The organism is Sediminibacterium roseum, assembly GCF_009939005.1.
Taxonomy (GTDB): Bacteria; Bacteroidota; Bacteroidia; order Chitinophagales; family Chitinophagaceae; genus Sediminibacterium; species Sediminibacterium roseum.
This window is the reverse complement of the sequence record NZ_JAACJS010000015.1, coordinates 1,220,169-1,237,184: the sequence shown is the minus strand read 5'-3', so window position 1 is coordinate 1,237,184 and position 17,016 is coordinate 1,220,169. Positions and strand designations below refer to the sequence as shown.

The 17,016-nt window shown below is 49.5% G+C and carries 14 protein-coding genes; 7 read left to right on the top strand and 7 right to left on the bottom strand.

The features are described from left to right. Nucleotides 1-35 precede the first annotated feature (35 nt). On the bottom strand, nt 36-2,177 hold the full coding sequence (metG, locus tag GWC95_RS16585; protein WP_161819833.1) for a methionine--tRNA ligase: 2,142 nt from the start codon (nt 2,175-2,177) through the stop codon (nt 36-38). A 138-nt stretch (nt 2,178-2,315) separates the two neighbouring features. Between metG and GWC95_RS16580 the strand changes: the two genes are divergently transcribed. After that, nucleotides 2,316-3,344, top strand: coding sequence for a S66 peptidase family protein (locus GWC95_RS16580; protein WP_161819832.1), 1,029 nt, complete (start codon nt 2,316-2,318; stop codon nt 3,342-3,344). 13 nt (nt 3,345-3,357) lie between these two features. After that, nucleotides 3,358-4,269 carry a S66 peptidase family protein gene (locus GWC95_RS16575; protein WP_161819831.1) on the top strand — a complete coding sequence of 304 codons (912 nt, stop codon included), beginning with the start codon at nt 3,358-3,360 and terminating at the stop codon, nt 4,267-4,269. Between the two features lie 23 nt (nt 4,270-4,292). On the opposite strand, the gene GWC95_RS16570 is transcribed toward GWC95_RS16575, so the two are convergent. Continuing rightward, complete coding sequence (locus GWC95_RS16570; RefSeq protein WP_161819830.1) at nt 4,293-5,393, bottom strand: D-TA family PLP-dependent enzyme; 1,101 nt, start codon at nt 5,391-5,393, stop codon at nt 4,293-4,295. 107 nt (nt 5,394-5,500) lie between these two features. Beyond that, on the bottom strand, nt 5,501-7,774 hold the full coding sequence (gene katG, locus GWC95_RS16565) for a catalase/peroxidase HPI (RefSeq protein ID WP_161819829.1): 2,274 nt from the start codon (nt 7,772-7,774) through the stop codon (nt 5,501-5,503). A 176-nt stretch (nt 7,775-7,950) separates the two neighbouring features. Here katG and GWC95_RS16560 point away from each other — a divergent pair, with 176 nt between their 5' ends. After that, the gene (locus GWC95_RS16560; RefSeq protein ID WP_161819828.1) at nt 7,951-8,886 is read left to right on the top strand and encodes a hydrogen peroxide-inducible genes activator; all 936 of its coding nucleotides are present in this window, start codon (nt 7,951-7,953) and stop codon (nt 8,884-8,886) included. A 3-nt stretch (nt 8,887-8,889) separates the two neighbouring features. Here the strand turns inward: GWC95_RS16560 and GWC95_RS16555 are convergent, their stop codons facing one another. From GWC95_RS16555 to GWC95_RS16540, 4 genes are all read right to left on the bottom strand, one after another. Then, nucleotides 8,890-9,708, bottom strand: coding sequence for an alpha/beta hydrolase (locus GWC95_RS16555; protein ID WP_161819827.1), 819 nt, complete (start codon nt 9,706-9,708; stop codon nt 8,890-8,892). A gap of 64 nt (nt 9,709-9,772) precedes the next feature. Then, nucleotides 9,773-10,555 carry an alpha/beta hydrolase gene (locus GWC95_RS16550; RefSeq protein ID WP_161819826.1) on the bottom strand — a complete coding sequence of 261 codons (783 nt, stop codon included), beginning with the start codon at nt 10,553-10,555 and terminating at the stop codon, nt 9,773-9,775. A gap of 30 nt (nt 10,556-10,585) precedes the next feature. Next, complete coding sequence (locus GWC95_RS16545; RefSeq protein WP_161819825.1) at nt 10,586-10,879, bottom strand: rhodanese-like domain-containing protein; 294 nt, start codon at nt 10,877-10,879, stop codon at nt 10,586-10,588. Beyond that, nucleotides 10,876-12,867 carry a KUP/HAK/KT family potassium transporter gene (locus GWC95_RS16540; protein ID WP_161819824.1) on the bottom strand — a complete coding sequence of 664 codons (1,992 nt, stop codon included), beginning with the start codon at nt 12,865-12,867 and terminating at the stop codon, nt 10,876-10,878. Before GWC95_RS16540 ends, GWC95_RS16545 begins: the two co-directional genes overlap by 4 nt. A gap of 242 nt (nt 12,868-13,109) precedes the next feature. On the opposite strand from GWC95_RS16540, the gene GWC95_RS16535 reads away from it, so the two are divergent. The 4 genes from GWC95_RS16535 to GWC95_RS16520 all read left to right on the top strand — a co-directional run bounded on the left by GWC95_RS16535 (nt 13,110) and on the right by GWC95_RS16520 (nt 17,014). Next, the gene (locus tag GWC95_RS16535; protein WP_161819823.1) at nt 13,110-14,642 is read left to right on the top strand and encodes a hypothetical protein; all 1,533 of its coding nucleotides are present in this window, start codon (nt 13,110-13,112) and stop codon (nt 14,640-14,642) included. Between the two features lie 10 nt (nt 14,643-14,652). After that, nucleotides 14,653-15,639: a hypothetical protein gene (locus tag GWC95_RS16530; RefSeq protein ID WP_161819822.1), complete on the top strand. Its 987-nt coding sequence runs from the start codon at nt 14,653-14,655 to the stop codon at nt 15,637-15,639. A gap of 92 nt (nt 15,640-15,731) precedes the next feature. Beyond that, entirely contained in the window at nt 15,732-16,391 is a 660-nt protein-coding gene (purQ, locus tag GWC95_RS16525) for a phosphoribosylformylglycinamidine synthase subunit PurQ (RefSeq protein ID WP_161819821.1), read from the top strand. Nucleotides 16,392-16,564: 173 nt separating this feature from the next. Then, nucleotides 16,565-17,014: a protein-disulfide reductase DsbD domain-containing protein gene (locus tag GWC95_RS16520; protein WP_161819820.1), complete on the top strand. Its 450-nt coding sequence runs from the start codon at nt 16,565-16,567 to the stop codon at nt 17,012-17,014. Nucleotides 17,015-17,016 lie beyond the last annotated feature (2 nt).

The following is a 17,016-nucleotide window of genomic DNA, read 5'->3' as shown; positions in this document are numbered from 1 at the left end:
AAAAATCAATTTTGTACTTCTGACTTCGTTCTTACTCAGCTCACGCCCGCTCCTGGATTGACATCGGTCTCCGGGTTTATAAAGTGGAGTTTCCCGTTGTTGTCTTCTGCCATCAAGATCATTCCATTGCTTTCAATGCCGCGCATTTTCCTGGGTGCGAGGTTGGTTACAACGGTTACCTGCTTTCCAACGATGTCTTCAGGTGCAAAATGCATTGCAATTCCGGAAACGATGGTGCGTGTTTCGAAACCGAGGTCAACGGCAAGTTTGAGAAGCTTATCGGCTTTCTCAACTTTTTCTGCGCTTACGATCTTTCCTACTTTCAGGTCTATTTTTGCGAAATCATCAAACACGATCTCTGGTTTAACGTTCGGCTTTTCTTCTTTCGTTTCTTCCATCTTTTTGGTTTCATCGGCGGCGGCAGTATCGCGGTTTACCACGGCCGATCTTAATTTTTCAAGTTGATAAGCGATCTCGCTGTCTTCGATCTTCCTGAACAGCAATTCAGGTGCACGCAGCGAATAGCCAACGCTGAGCAATTTCATTTTGCCTGCATTTTCCCATTCAAGCATTTTGTCGACCACTTTCATCAGGTGGCACATTTTGCGCGCTGTGAACGGGAGAAATGGATTAACAAGGATCGCAAGGTTTGCGCACAGTTGCAAACAGATGTGTAATGTATTGTCGATCAGGTCCTGGGCATCTTTGGTTGGTTCGCCATTGTCTCCAACCTGTTTGGCCACGATCCATGGTTCTTTTTTCTGCATGTATTGGTTACCGGTGCGCGCAAGGTTGATCACCTCGAACAATGCATCTCGGAACTTGTATTGTTCAAGCAGTGATTCTATTTTTTCTTTTGCCGACGCGATCTCTGCAATCACGCTGTTGTCAAGATCATTCAGCAGTTCTGCATGCAACGGCGGAACTTTTCCCTTGCACAACTTGTGCATCAACACCAACGAACGGTTTACATAGTTGCCAAAGATGCTCACGAGCTCACTGTTGTTTGCATCCTGGAAGCCTTGCCAGGTAAATTCGCTGTCTTTGGTTTCGGGGGCAATAAGTGTTAAATAATAGCGCAACACATCGGCCATCTGGGTGCCGCCGTTTTCTTTGTTCACAAAATCGTCTATGTAATCCTGCATCTCTATTTTCCAGTTGCGGCTGGTGCTCATCTTGTCGCCCTCAAGGTTCATGAATTCGTTGGACGGCACATTGTCTGGCAGGATATTTCCATGCAGTTTCAGCATTACCGGGAAGATCAGGCAATGAAAAACGATATTGTCTTTGCCGATGAAATGAACAAGTTTCGTGTCTTTGTCTTCCCAATAAGGGCGCCAGTCTTTTTCGTTGTTCAGTGCCCATTGCTTGGTGGCGCTGATGTAACCGATGGGTGCATCAAACCACACATACAGAACTTTTCCTTCTGCTTCGGGTAAGGGAACCTTTACACCCCAGTCGAGATCGCGGGTAACGGCCCTGGCCTGCAGCCCGCCATCGATCCAGCTTTTGCATTGCCCCACAACCGTTGCGCGCCAGTCGTTCGCATGTTCCTTCAGGATCCAGTTGCGCAGGAACGTTTCGTGGCGGTCGAGCGGAAGGTACCAGTGCTTCGTTAATTTTTTTACCGGTGTATTACCGCTCAGGGTGCTTACTGGATTGATCAGTTCATCCGGGCTCAGGCTTTTCCCGCACCGCTCGCACTGGTCGCCGTATGCGTTTTCATAACCGCAATTGGGGCAGGTACCTTTGATGTAGCGGTCTGCAAGGAACGTGTTGGCCTGCTCGTCGAAATACTGTTCGCTTTCCTTGATCTCCAGGTCGCCGTTGTTGTTCAGCGCGGTAAAGAATTCACGTGCCGTTTCGTGGTGCAGGGGGTCGCTGGTGCGGTGGTAAATGTCGAACCCGATCCCGAGGTCCTTGAAGTTCTGCTCCATGATCGGGTGATACTTATCGATGATGGCCTGCGCGGTTGTTCCTTCTTTGGTTGCCTGTATCGGGATGGCCGTGCCATGCTCATCGCTGCCGCACACATACACCACATCCCGTTTCTGTGCTTTCAGGTAACGCACGTAAATATCCGCCGGCAGGTATGCACCGGCCAGGTGGCCAATGTGCTTGAGCCCGTTGGCATAAGGGAGTGCTGATGTAATTAAATATCTTTTGGGTTGATCCATTTTTTTATTTGCTTTTGATCCTGGCGCACTTTTATTGCGCAGCAAAAGTAAGCAATCTGCGCGAACGCGGGCCGGGAGCCCCCGGATGCCGTGGCTGGCGGAGCGGGTCTGCCCGTCAACTTTTATTACATTTACCGGATGAACAGAAAAAAGTTCCTTTCTTCCTTCGGCGCGGCTTCTGCGCTTTTGCTCACAGATGTGGCAAAGGCAACGGACACTTTCGCGGCGAAGCCGAAAAAAATGATCATCCCACCCTTTTTAAAAGCGGGTGATGTGATCGGGATCACGAGCCCGGCCGGCTACATCACGGAAAAAGAAATTGAACCCGCAGTGATACAGATCAAAAGCTGGGGCCTCAATGTACTGCAGGGAGAAACGATCGGGAAACGCGATTATACCTTCGGCGGAACGGACGAAGAACGGAGAAACGATTTTCAATCGATGCTCGATAACCCGGATGTAAAAGCCATCCTCTGCGCACGCGGCGGTTATGGGGTGGTGCGCATCATAGACCAGATCGATTTTACCAGGTTCAGGAAAAAACCGAAATGGATCATAGGGTTCAGCGATATCACCGTTTTTCACAATCACATTCATACCCGGTTCAACACGGCAACCATCCATTCTAAAATGTGCAACAGTTTTCCAGACGACTGGTCCAAAGCAGAACCCATACAGATCGAAACCATCCTTTCCCTGCAAAGAATGCTTGGCGGCGAAAAACTCAAATACAACACGGAAGCAAACGAAAAGAACCGGCACGGCATTGCAGAAGGCGCATTGGTTGGCGGCAATTTGAAAATGCTGGAAACACTTGCCGGTACACCATCAGACCTTTCAACGGCGGGCAAGATCATGTTTGTGGAAGACACCGGCGAAGCATTGTACAACATCGACCGCATGTTTTGCCATTTGAAACGAACAGGCAAGCTCAGTAAGCTGAAAGCCTTGCTGGTAGGCGGTTTCACGGGTATCAAGCCGGAAACGACGGGTGATGAGTTCGGAAGAACGGTATACGACATCGTTTATGAAAAAGTAAAGGATTTTGATTACCCTGTTTGTTTTGGATTTCCCGTGGGCCATCAACGCAATAATTTTGCACTCAAATGTGGCGCGCGGCACCGGGTAACGGTTGGTGTTGCGGGTGGATTGCTGGAAGAAATATAACATCGGAAAAACTATGATCAAGATACCTCCTTATTTGAAAAAAGGCGATACCATCGCCATCGTTTGCCCTTCGGGATTTATGCCTTTTGAAAAAGCCGCTGCATGTATCGATGTGCTGCAGCAATGGGGCTACAAAGTAAAGACCGGGAAAACGCTGGGCACCCGCTTTCATTATTTTTCCGGAACGGACGAAGAACGCCTGGCCGACCTGCAAAACATGATCGACGATCCGGAGGTAAACGCCGTACTATGCGGCCGCGGCGGTTATGGTATGAGCAGGATCATAGACAAGCTCGATTTCAGGAAGTTCAGGAAGCACCCGAAATGGCTGATCGGTTTCAGCGACATCACCGTTTTACACGCACATGTTTACAGGCACCTCAATACCGCAACGCTGCATGCACCCATGGCCGCGGCGTTCAACGACGGAGAATACAAGAACGAGTTTGTTCAATCCCTTCAAAAAGCATTAAAAGGAACAAGTGCGAACTACACAACTGCGCCACATCCTTTCAACAGGAATGGCAAAGGAGAAGGTGCGTTAATAGGCGGCAACCTTTCGCTGGTGGCGCACCTCGTTGGCAGCCGTTCGTCATTCAATACCAAAGGAAACATCCTTTTCCTGGAAGATGTTGGCGAATACATTTATAACGTTGACAGGATGATGATCCAGCTCAAAAGGAGCGGCATGCTGAATGATCTTGCGGGTTTGATCATCGGCGGATTCACGGAAATGAAAGACACCATTGCGCCTTTTGGTTCCGATGTTTTAAGTGTGATCAGGTCACACATTGAAGCGTACGCTTACCCCGTTTGCTTCGATTTCCCCGTGAGCCACGATAAAAACAATTATGCATTGAAAGTAGGCGTGCAACACGCACTACACGTTACAAAAACAAAAACAACCCTGAAGGAAATAAGATAAGATCCCTGCCATCGAACCATCTCTCAGATCGAGATCTTCCTCGCCCTGGCAATTACGGCCCAACTGTCTTTGACCTCGTGGTTTTCAACCACAACAGCGCGGTCGTACAAGGCAACGGTGGGACAGATATGATAAGGCGCGCCATACAACACATCACCCACTTTCCATTTTGAAGAATCGGGAACCGTAAGCACCAGGTGCTCCTCGCTGTGGCCGGTTTGAACCAGTCCCGTTGCATTGAGAAAATGCACGCGCGGCAAGGGATTTTCCGAGGCGATGGCCTTGTGGCCGAGGTCAACACAAATTGTTTTGCCGTCGAGTATGGAGATGACGCGCGTGATCACCAACGCTGCGTAATCGAAAGGCTCATCGGGCAGTTGTTCCTTGTATCCCCAATCCCAGAAAACAAATGTGCCCGGGCTGTACTGCACGCCTTTTCTTTTTGTATGCGTAGGAAAACTTGGTGAGCCGCCAACCACTACCTGCATCTCGTGATCAGAAATATTTTTTATAGCGGCGAGCAGTTGTGCGATCTGTTCAAAGGCTTTGTCTGACCTGTTTGTCCGGTCTGCCAGGTCTTTGTCGTGAACATGTCCATCGTATCCATGCAAACCGGTCACACGGATGTTTGGCAGGCTGAGGCAATCTTCAAACAATCCCAATGCGTTCTCTGCAAGTATGCCCGAACGTTTCATTCCCGTGTTTACGTCTATAAAAAGCTGTACATGTTCTCCTTCCGCAGCAAACAATGCGGAGATCTGTTTGGCCGTGTCAAGGTTGTCGATAATGCATGTGAAATGTGTATCCGGGTACGCCTTGATCAACTGCAGCATCCTGTGAATTTTCGGGCCTACGGGTTGGTGTGCGAGGAGCACATCCGGCGCCTTTACCATCGCGAGCATTTCTGCTTCGGCAATGGTGGCGCACTTGAACCTGGTGATGCCGGCATCCATCATCAGCCTGCACACTTCGGCCATCTTGTTTGTCTTTACATGCGGCCTGAGCAAGGCAACATCACCGGCCATCCCGATGACTTTGCGGATGTTTTCTTTTACCCGCTCGGGGTAAACGACCAGCGCGGGAGAATCAACCGTATCAATGTCATTTATTTCATACCATTCCATGCCCTGTGTTTGTGTGATGAAGGTAAGCAATCGCAGATTTTGGATGATCCAAAAAAAAGCGGAGGACTTTGGTCCTCCGCTTGAGATATCTGTTGATCGGTAAAAGATCAATGTTTAAGATCAAACCTGTCCAGGTGCATCACTTTGTTCCATGCCGCAACAAAGTCGTTTACAAACTTGCCCTGTGCGTCTGAACCTGCATATACTTCTGCAACCGCCCTCAGTTCTGAGTTTGATCCGAATACAAGGTCTGCGCGGGTGGCCGTCCATTTTGCCGCGCCTGTTTTGCGGTCGCTGCCATTGAACAGTTCGCGGTCCTGTGATGCGGCTTTCCATTCCGTTCCCATATCCAGCAGGTTTACAAAGAAATCGTTGCTGAGCACTTCTGTACGGCTGGTAAAAACACCATGTGCCGAGCCATCGAAGTTGGTGTTCAGCACGCGCAGCCCGCCAACCAGCACCGTCAGTTCAGGCGCCGTGAGTGTGAGCAGTTGTGCCTTGTCTATCAGCAATGCTTCTGTCGAAATGGTAGACTTTCCCTTGCGGTAATTGCGGAAACCATCTGCAACCGGTTCGAGGTAGCCCATAGATTCAACATCTGTCTGCTCCTGCGATGCATCCATGCGCCCTGGTGTGAAGGGAACCGTTACCGCATGGCCGCCATCCCTCGCTGCTTTCTCCACTGCTGCATTTCCTGCGAGCACGATCAGGTCTGCCATGGAAACTTTTTTGCCATCGTGTTGTGATCCATTGAAATCTTTTTGGATCGTTTCAAGCGCATCCAGCACTTTGGAAATTCCTGCCGAGGTGTTCACCTGCCAGTAGCGCTGCGGCGCCAAACGGATGCGTGCACCGTTTGCACCACCGCGTTTGTCTGACCCGCGGAAAGTGGATGCCGATGCCCATGCAGTTGCAACCAGTTGCGAAACGCTGAGGCCCGATGCAAGGATCTTTGTTTTCAATGCCGCGATATCGCCTGCATCGATCAATACATGATCAACCGCAGGAATAGGATCCTGCCAGAGCAGTACTTCTTTGGGAACATCCGGGCCGAGGTAACGTGTAACCGGCCCCATATCGCGGTGCGTTAATTTGAACCATGCGCGCGCAAATGCATCTGCAAACGCATCCGGGTCATTCAGGAAACGTCTTGAGATTTTTTCGTAGGCTGGGTCGAAACGCAGTGAAAGATCCGTGGTGAGCATCGTTGGCACATGCGCTTTCGATTTGTCGAACGCATCGGGAATGATCTTGTCTGCATTCTTCGCAACCCATTGCTGGGCGCCCGCCGGACTCTTACCCAGCTCCCATTCAAAACCAAAAAGGTTCTCGAAAAAATTATTGCTCCATTGGGTCGGTGTTTTTGTCCAGGTAACTTCGAGCCCGCTGGTAATGGTATCGGGGCCCTTTCCGCTGCCGTAACTGTTGTGCCATCCAAAGCCCTGCGACTCGATGGTTGCTGCTTCCGGCTCTTTGCCAACATGCGTTGCGGGTGCTGCGCCATGGGTTTTGCCAAAGCTGTGTCCGCCGGCGATGAGGGCAACGGTTTCTTCGTCGTTCATCGCCATTCTTCCAAATGTATCGCGGATGTCTTTTGCTGCGGCAATGGGGTCGGGGTTTCCATCGGGTCCCTCCGGGTTTACATAGATGAGGCCCATCTGCACCGCTGCCAATGGTTTTTCAAGGTTGCGCGAGTGGATATCGCCATCCGCATCATCGTCTGAAACGAGTACGCCATGGGTTTTCTCTACGCCATCGGAGCCATGCGCATAACGCACATCGCCACCGAGCCATGTGGTTTCAGAGCCCCAGTACACATCCTCCTGCGGTTCCCAAACGTCTTCGCGGCCGCCGGCAAAGCCAAAGGTTTTAAAGCCCATCGACTCAAGCGCCACGTTGCCCGTTAATATCATCAGATCGGCCCAGGAGATCTTGTTTCCATATTTCTGTTTGATGGGCCACAACAATCTTCTTGCTTTATCAAGACTCACATTGTCGGGCCAGCTGTTGAGCGGTGCAAAACGCTGTTGTCCCGCACCCGCGCCGCCACGGCCATCGGTCACGCGGTAGGTTCCTGCGCTGTGCCATGCCATGCGGATGAACAAGGGTCCGTAATGCCCAAAATCTGCGGGCCACCAATCCTGCGAGTCGGTCATGAGTGCATGCAGGTCTTTTTTTACGGCTTCAAGGTCGAGGCTTTTGAAGGCTTCGGCGTAGTTGAAGTTTTCTTCCATCGGGTTAGAGAGCGAAGAGTGCTGGCGAAGGATGTTCACCTTTAACTGGTTCGGCCACCAATCGCGGTTGCGGGTTCCGCCCCCGGCTACGTTTTGTTTCATGCTGCCATTGTGAAATGGGCATTTGCTGATGTCGTTGGATTCCATGTTGGTTCGTTTTAAGTGTTTTGCCACAGATTGCGCTGATGCACACAGTTCGACCGCCTGGTTTTGAGGTCGTCTACTGTGTGCATCAGCGCAATCTGTGGCAACCATAAAAGTAAGGATTCCCACAAATAACCACAATCAATTAATTTTATGATCTCATAGATAAAAACTATCAAATGACTTTTGTTCAACTCGAATACATCATCGCCGTAGATACCTTCCGCCATTTTGCCCTGGCCGCGCGGAACTGTTATGTGTCGCAGCCCACATTGAGTATGCAGATCCAGAAAGTGGAGGAGGAGCTGGGTGTAAAGATCTTCGACAGGAGCAAGCAGCCGGTGATTGCCACAGAGCTGGGCACCGAGCTGATTGCGCAGGCGCGTAAGATCATCTCCGAAAAAAACAAAATGGAAGAACTGGTGCAGAAAAAGAAAGGCATCGTTACGGGTGAACTGAAGATCGGTATCATTCCCACACTTGCGCCATACCTGCTCCCGTTGTTCGTTCAAAGGTTTACAAACAAGTACCCGCTCGTTAAACTTGTTGTGAATGAACTCACCACCGAAAACGTAGTTGCCTCGCTCAGGTCCGGAAAAATTGATATGGGGATACTGGTAACGCCCTTGCAGGAAAGCGGCATCAAGGAACATGTTCTTTTTTACGAAGAATTGATGGCGTACGTGTCGCGGAAAAACGCAGCGTACAAAAAAACGTACATGCTGCCGCAGGACATCGATCCCAATAAACTCTGGCTGCTCGAAGAGGGGCATTGTTTCCGCAGCCAGATCGTAAACCTGTGCGAGTTGCGGAAAGCAAGCCGCGAGGCGAGCCATTTTGATTATGAAGCGGGCAGCATTGAAACACTGAGGCGCATGGTTGATATGAACGATGGCATCACCATTCTTCCTGAACTTGCAACGCAGGGGATGACGTCGCGCCAGCTTGCCCAGATCCGTTATTTCAAGCGGCCCGCGCCCATGCGCGAGGTGAGCATCGTGGTGCACCGCGATTTTGTAAAGAAAAGGCTGATCGAGATTCTGAAAGAAGAGATCCTTGCTTCCATCCCTCAGAAGATCATCCTGAATAAGAACAAGTACGTTATTCCGGTGTAACCGCTAACGGGAGAGGAGCGTATCTATTTTTTTCTGAACACGGTCGTAACTAAAAAGATTGTTGTGCCCGCCACCATCGATCGTTATAAATTCATCCGTTGGTTTGAGTGATGCCTTTAATCTTTTTGCATGGAAATAGGGGATCGTCCAGTCGCGGGTGCCGTGAAAAATGGTTACGGGCGCCGTTACCTTTTCAAGGTATTGGTTTGTGGGGATCTTGTAATGCGACAGCAGGCTTACCGGGTAAATGAATGCAACCAACCTTACCAGTGAAGTAAAACTGTAATACGGCGTTTCCAATACCAGTTCCCTGCAATCCCTTATGGATGCGAGTTGTGCCGCTATCCCGCTGCCCAGCGATTTTCCATAAACGACGATCTGGTCGGGGCGGTATTTTGTTCTCGCAAGTTTGTAAACCTGCAATGCTTCCTCGTACAGAACCGCTTCTGAAAACGTGCCGGTCGATTTTCCGTAACCAGGGTAATCGGGCATCCACACTTCGTAATTGTTTCGTGTGAACGCCGATGCGTATTGCTGGTAGTGGTTCACGTTTTCTTTGTTGCCATGGAAATACAGGACCACCCCGCGCGCAGAATCGTACGGTTTGCCCGGGGTAAACTGAACGATGTTGAATTTTGTTGCAGCATCGAGCGAGATGTTTGCTTCTGTAAATGGCTGTGTAAAATGGAAAGTGCTGTTGGGTGGCAATGCTGTTGGCCGGAACAGGAGCTTATCCTGCAGGTAAAACAATGCGGTGCCAACAAGGCAATAGCAGACGATGAAAAGTTTGACGCGTTTGAAAAGTTTTTGTTTGTTCTTCACGGTGTAAAGATAATGATGCGTTTGTTTCCGGGCCTGCCACGCTGTTATCAGCTCTCCAGGCGGTTCAGTATTTTAAAATATCGCGGATAAAATTGTGGTACTCGGGAAAAGAAGGCAGGTTGTTGTGCCGGCCGCCGTGTATCCGGATCAGTGTGATCTTATGCGGACTGAACTGTTGTAATTTTTCGCTGTGCCTGATGGGTATCAGCCTGTCTTTTGTGCCATGAAGAATGTAGGTATGGCAATTTACTTTCCTGATCCATTTGTCTGTGCGCAGGTGAAAACGCAGCACCCATCTTACAGGCAGGATGGGCAGAAAACGTTCCACCACTTTTACAAAACTATAGTACGGAGCATCAAGGATCAGGTAGCGCGGGCTGTTGTCTGCCGCGATCTTGGTTGCAAAACCGCTGCCCATGCTGCGCCCGTAAATAAGGATATCGTGTTGCTGGTATCGCTCCAGTAATTTTTCATAGATAAACTGCATGTCTGTGAGCATGTCTTTCTCTGTGCGTTTGCCCGTACTCTTTCCGAACCCGCGGTAGTCAACAAGCACCACATCGTAATTGTACCTGAAAAAATCTTTCGCGTATTTTGCCCAGCCCTTGATGCTGCGGGTGTTTCCGTGGAAATAAAGGATCAGCCCTTTGGGATCTTTTCGGTAGAAATGGAGCCCGTTGATGCGCACACCCGGCGCCGTATCAAAAAACAATTCTTCAAAAGGGCTATCGTACTGAAACCGGAAATCTGCCTTTAATTTTTCGGGTTTGAATATGAATTTTTCCTGGAGCAGGTAAGCGAGCACAGAAAGTGCGGCGATTGATATGGCGATGTAGAGAAGTACCATGGGTAGTAAGATACTGATTATCGCAGGAAATCATTTTACCCTTTTCTTCCAGGCTTCCATTCCTCCTTTCAGGTTTACGAGGTTCTCAAAACCAAACTTGTCCAGTTTCTGGATCGCGATCTGGCTGCGGATGCCTTTTTTGCAATACAACACAACGGTTTTGTTCCTGGGAATTTCCGCTGCGCGGCTGACGATTTCATCCAAAGGAATAAGCTGGCCGCCGATGTTGAAGCCCTCGTGTTCGTGTGGCTCACGCACATCGATCAATGCAACTTTGTCTTGTTCGATCAGCAAAGCCAGCGCTATGGGGTCTATCTCTTTCATCCGAAATCTTCGGTATCGTCGTGGTAAACGCGTTTGAGTTTAAAGTTGGCAACCGGTGCCACGATGAGCGGGAATTTTTCAACGGTTACATTGCTCGGGTCAAGGCCAAAACCACGTTCTTCGCCGAGGCTGATCTCCTTCAGCCAGAAATACAGTTTCATCACGATCCTTTCTATGATCGGAAGTTCATTGTCCTGGCTCAGGTATTTTTCAAGCACCACGAATTGAAAATCGCCCACCACATTGTTTTTCTCCAGGCTTTCATAGCGGCTGGTGATGTTTACTTCCTTGTTGTTCACCAGCTCTTCCACCACGCGGCGGAACATGAGGTTGATGCGTTGCTCAACCCTGAACCCCACACGGAACTCGACACGGATGATATCGTTGGGAATGATGTGCTCAACGGAGAACTCGCAGGTATATGGATCGTCAAGAACATCCACGTGAACGAACCAATAGATGTCTGCACGCTTTGGTTTTTTATTGAGGATGGAATAGATGATCTTATGCTCGATCTCTTTGGGGTTGTTGGCGCTCGTCATGTAAACGAGGTGTGTTGCGTATTTGGGAATGGTCCTGTCGTTGCTCAGTTCCTGTATCATGGGAATATAATGTTCCATGCGAACGAACTCGACATAGCGGTTTTTGATCTTGCGGCTGCGGAACCATACATACATCACCGCAAACAGGATGGTACCCATGACCACGGCAACATAACCGCCATGCATGAATTTTTCGAGGTTGGCGATGAGGAATGATATTTCGATCGCGAGGTAAACAGCGAGGTATAAATAGATCCATCCTTTGTTGACCCTGCGGCTTACGAGGAAATTGGCAAACAGGATGGATGTACTGATCATGCACATCGTGATCGCCAATCCATATGCCGCGCCCATGTTGGCCGATTTCTGGAAATACAACACAACGCCTACGCAACCGATATAAAGCAAAAGGCTGATGCCTTGGATGTACAGCTGTCCTTTTTCTTCTGTTGGATAATTGATCTTCATCTTCGGCCACAAATTCAAACGCATGGCTTCGCTGATGAGTGTGAATGAGCCCGAGATCAGGGCCTGGCAGGCGATCACCGCGGCCATGGTAGAAATAATGATGCCCGGAAGTTTGAACCATACCGGCATGATACCCAGAAAGGGGTTAAAGCCACCCGCCATTACTTCAGGCGGGAGCAGCTGGTCCTTGTAATTGGCGAGCAGCCATGCGCCCTGCCCGAGGTAGTTCAACAGCAGGCAGGTTTTAACAAAGATCCAGGAGATGCGGATGTTTCCTCTTCCACAGTGGCCCAGGTCGCTGTAGAGCGATTCTGCTCCCGTGGTACAAAGAAAGATCGCGCCGAGCAGCCAGAAACCTTTGGGATATTGCGTAAGCAATTCGAATGCGTAATAAGGATTGAGTGCCCGGAAGATACCGATGTCATCTACCAGGTGCGATGCGCCCAATACGGCGAGCATGCTGAAAAAGATACACATGATCGGCCCGAATAGTTTTCCGATGGATGCGGTTCCGAACTGCTGAACAAAGTAGATCACGGTGATGATACCGATCACGATCCCGATGATGGTGCGTTGGGAAATTTCGTGCAGTGCAGGGATCTGGCGCAGACCCTCGATGGCGGAAGTAACGGTAATGGGCGGTGTGATCATCCCATCTGCCAGCAATGCGGCACCACCGAGCATCGCCGGTACCACGAGCCATTTACGGCGGCGGCGTACGAGGGCATACAGGCTGAAAATGCCACCTTCGCCTTTGTTATCGGCTTTTAATGTGAGGATCACATATTTGATGGTGGTTTGCAGGGTGAGTGTCCAGATGATGCACGACAGGGACCCCAATATCAAAAACTCACTGATGACCCTTCCGTTGATGATCTCGTTAAGTACGTACAGGGGAGAAGTTCCAATATCCCCATAAATGATCCCCAGCGCAATGACGAGGCCGGCGGCGGAAACCTTGTTGATGTTCTTGCTCACACGAAGAGGGTTAGTGCTGTGAAGACGCTGCGGGTCGGGAGCCAGGAGCTGCAAACCTTACAGTAAGGCTCGAGGCTCGTGGCCGGTGGCTCGCGGCTGATTGCTACAACAAATGTAGATAAAATCATTCCACCCCTCCAAAAATCCCTTGGCAGGCTAACGACTGTTCTTTTACTGTTAAATTGCATACCGGTAAGCGTCACAAAGCTTACATTTGAGATCATAAAAATGCCGACCGGTACATGAAAACGAAAGTACGCCTGCTCCTCGCCTTTTTACTGTTTACCTGCCTCACCGGATCTGCACAGCGGATCACCTATTCAGAACCCGACCGCGACGATGCCCGCAGCCTCAATTTCGAGATCGTGGGCAAACTGAACGGGAACGTGATGGTGTATAAGAACTACCGCGACCAGCATTTTATCTCCATCTACGACAACGACATGAAGCTGGTGGATAAGGTGAAGCTCGAGTTCATGAACAGCAGCCGCATTCTCAATACCGATTTCCTGCAGTTCCCCGATTTTGTTTACATGATCTACCAGTTCCAGCGCCGGAGCATTATGTACTGCATGGCAGTGAAGCTCGACCCGATGGGGAAGCCGGTGGGCGAGCCGGTTGAACTGGATTCTACCGATAATTTCAATTATTCGGCGAGCAACAAGATCTATTCTGTGATCAACAGTGAAGACAAACAGAAACTGATGATCTTCAAGATCAACACAAAGAACGATAAGGCGCATGTGCTCACCACCTGCCTGTTCAACAAAGAACTCAAGCTGATCAAAAAATCAAGGCTGTCTATACCCATGCCGCAACGGAATGATTTCTTATCGGAATTTTCACTGGACAACGACGGCGACCTTGTTTGCGTGCGGGAATCGGGCACGGCATCGAATGACAACATCAATAAGATCAGCCTGGTTAAAAAACACGCGAACGCAGATACGTTTGCGCTGAAAGACCTGAAAGTGGGTAATGTATACCTCGATGATGTGCGCATCAAAGTAGACAATGTGAACAAACATTATGTGATCACTTCCTTCCTCAGCAAAAAGAAACGAGGCGATATAGACGGGTTGTATTATGTGCTTTGGGATAAGAACGAGAACAAGGAGCTTCTCAATGCAACCACCATCTTTACACCTGAGTTCAGGGAAGATGCAAGGGGAGAAGCGTCTTCAAAAAATGCGTTCAACGATTATTTCTTAAAACACATTATCCTGCGCAGGGACGGCGGGTTTATCGTTCTGGCAGAATCGGCCTATACCAGCTCGCGCGGCAATACGCTGAACCGTTGGGATTACCTGTACGGATCGCCGTACTGGTCGCCCACAGACTATTATACCTGGAACAGCCCGATGGGTTATTACCCCTGGTACCGCTCCAGTCTTTACGGCAACTCATCCTACATGAACCGCTACTTCGCAGACAATGTTGCCATACTTTCTTTTGAGCCGGGCGGCAAGCTTGAATGGAGCAATGTGATCCGTAAAACACAGTTTGACGATAATACGGATAACAAGATCGGTTTCGGGTTGTTGAATACGGGCGGGCAATTGCATTTTATGTTTAACGTGGTGGAGAAAAGGATCATGATACTAAGCGATCAAACCATTTCACCATCGGGACAGATAGACCGCAACCCTACTTTCAAGAACATGGACAAAGGTTACGAGTTCATGCCACGCCATGCCAAGCAGGTAGGGGCACGGCAGGCGATCGTACCGTGCGAATACCGCGGGTATACCTGTTTTGCTAAAATTGAATTTTAATCTGTAACGCGTGGTCTTTTTATTCAGGGATAAATCCATCATCAATATTTTTTTCCTCGTCGTCCTGGGCATCGGTGTGCACCTTCACTTTTTTGTAGATGCGCCGCCGGTGATCTCCGATTTTAACGATGGGTTGTTTTCATTGGCGCTGAAAAAATACCTGGTAGGGTTATCGCCCACCATCCTTTTTATTTTATACATCGCAGTGATACTTGTACAGGCCATCCGCCTGAACTTTGTGCTCAGCGACCTGCGCATGTTCCAGGCAACCAATTTTACTGCGGCCGCGGCTTATGTGCTTTTAACAGGAATGCTTACACAATGGTGCAGCATTTCGCCGGCGCTGATGGCCAATTTCCTGCTCATATGGCTGTTTACCAAGCTGAGCCGTTTGTACAATCATCCGTCGCCTAAAACTTTATTGTTCAATACGGGGCTGATTGTGGGGCTGGCGGTTGTGTGTTACCATCCAACAGCTATACTGATACTGGTGGTATTGTTTGCCCTCGCCGTGGTAAGGCCCTTCAATTTTGCAGAGTGGGTGGTATTGCTGATGGGCATTTTGATGCCTTATTATTTCCTGGCCTCGTTCCTTTTCCTGCGCGACCACCTGGATACCTTTCAACTCTATCTCCCTTACCTCCGACTGAACCTGCCCGCCGCAACCTGGGATATACCGCTGATCGTGAGCCTTTCGGTAATGGTGGCGATGCTGCTGGCCGGATTGTATTGCTGGCAGGTATCCAATAAAAGGATGGTGATCCAGATCCGCAAGAACTGGGGAGTGATGATGGTGATGCTGCTGATCCTCCTGCCCATCCCCTTTATATTTCTGCATGCGGGCATCGAATCAGGCTTTTTGAGCCTGGTGCCGCTGGGCGCTTTTGCGGGCTATGCATTTTCTTATCCACGCAGGATGGTTTTACCGAATATCCTTTTCTGGCTTGGGCTGCTGGTGGTCATTTACAACAATTGGTGGCTGATTACCCACAAATGACAAACGGTCATAAAAATTAGTCAAGTCTTAACGGGTCAGACGTTACCTTTGAACCCTCAAATCAACATTGATATTCTTCAAAAAAGGAACCTATGAAATTTGGCGTTGTTGTTTTTCCCGGATCTAATTGCGACAGGGATATGCAGGATGCATTGCAGCATGATCTTGGTAAGGAAGTGGTCATGCTCTGGCACAAGGACAAGGACCTGAGTATGTTCACAACAGACGACTGTATCATTCTTCCCGGCGGTTTTTCTTACGGCGATTACCTGCGCTGCGGCGCCATTGCGAGGTTCAGCCCGATGATGCAGAGCGTGATCGAGTTTGCCAACAGGGGCGGGAAGGTGCTCGGGGTTTGCAACGGCTTCCAGATCTTGTGCGAAAGCGGGTTGCTGCCGGGTGTTCTGCTCCAGAATGCGAACCAGCAATTCATTTGTAAGAACGTGTTCATCAAAAACGACGACGGGGAAGCTTTGAAGATCCCTATTGCGCATGGAGAGGGAAGGTACCACGCAGACGAAACAACACTCAACGAACTGGAAGCAAATGGCCAGGTGATATTCCGCTATTGCGATGAGCAGGGAAATGTATCAACTGGGGCCAACCCAAATGGCGCCAGCAGGAACATCGCGGGCATCAGCAACAAAAACAGGAACGTATTCGGCATGATGCCACACCCGGAACGTGCCTCATCCGAAGCCATGAGCAATATGGATGGGAAGAAAGTGTTTGAACTGTTGGGATTGAACTAAGCGGCAGCGGCCACAGCCTTACACAGGTTAAAAAGCGTTAAAGCTGTTGGAACGGTTAAACGCTTTGGAACAAACGCGATCCAAGATTGTTATATATCAGGTCAACGATGCGTCCCTTCACCCGGCTCTGCCGGATGAGCGACCATTCAACGACATAAAAGCAACTATAAGAAATGAAAAAAATTATCCTCGCCCTCTCCTTCATGGCCATTGCAATGATCTCTTTCAGCCAGGAAAATCCAGTGAGCTGGACCTATGAAGCCAAGAAAAAAACGGCAGATACCTACGAAGTTACCATTACGGCGAGTGTGGGCCATCCATGGCACATTTATTCGCAAAACACGCCCGATGGCGGTCCTATACCAACCAAGTTCACCTTCAAGGCAAATCCATTGCTCACAAAGAACGGAACGCTGAAAGAACTGGGTAAGCTCGAAAAAAGGCACGACGCAAATTTTGGCGTGGATGTGCTTTCTTACTCGGATAAAGTGCAATGGGTTCAGACCGTAAAAGTAAAAGGCGGTGTGAAGACCAACCTCAGCGGAACGATCGAATACATGGTGTGCGACGACAGTCATTGCCTTCCACCTACAAAAAAATCATTTGACGTTAAACTTCAATAAAA

Bases quoted from the DNA above. Each gene is read 5' to 3' on its own strand.
- metG (WP_161819833.1), bottom strand. From the start codon at position 2,177: ATGGATCAACCCAAAAGATATTTAATTACATCAGCACTCCCTTATGCC.
- GWC95_RS16580 (WP_161819832.1), top strand. From the start codon at position 2,316: ATGAACAGAAAAAAGTTCCTTTCTTCCTTCGGCGCGGCTTCTGCGCTT.
- GWC95_RS16575 (WP_161819831.1), top strand. From the start codon at position 3,358: ATGATCAAGATACCTCCTTATTTGAAAAAAGGCGATACCATCGCCATC.
- GWC95_RS16570 (WP_161819830.1), bottom strand. From the start codon at position 5,393: ATGGAATGGTATGAAATAAATGACATTGATACGGTTGATTCTCCCGCG.
- katG (WP_161819829.1), bottom strand. From the start codon at position 7,774: ATGGAATCCAACGACATCAGCAAATGCCCATTTCACAATGGCAGCATG.
- GWC95_RS16560 (WP_161819828.1), top strand. From the start codon at position 7,951: ATGACTTTTGTTCAACTCGAATACATCATCGCCGTAGATACCTTCCGC.
- GWC95_RS16550 (WP_161819826.1), bottom strand. From the start codon at position 10,555: ATGGTACTTCTCTACATCGCCATATCAATCGCCGCACTTTCTGTGCTC.
- GWC95_RS16545 (WP_161819825.1), bottom strand. From the start codon at position 10,879: ATGAAAGAGATAGACCCCATAGCGCTGGCTTTGCTGATCGAACAAGAC.
- GWC95_RS16535 (WP_161819823.1), top strand. From the start codon at position 13,110: ATGAAAACGAAAGTACGCCTGCTCCTCGCCTTTTTACTGTTTACCTGC.
- purQ (WP_161819821.1), top strand. From the start codon at position 15,732: ATGAAATTTGGCGTTGTTGTTTTTCCCGGATCTAATTGCGACAGGGAT.
- GWC95_RS16520 (WP_161819820.1), top strand. From the start codon at position 16,565: ATGAAAAAAATTATCCTCGCCCTCTCCTTCATGGCCATTGCAATGATC.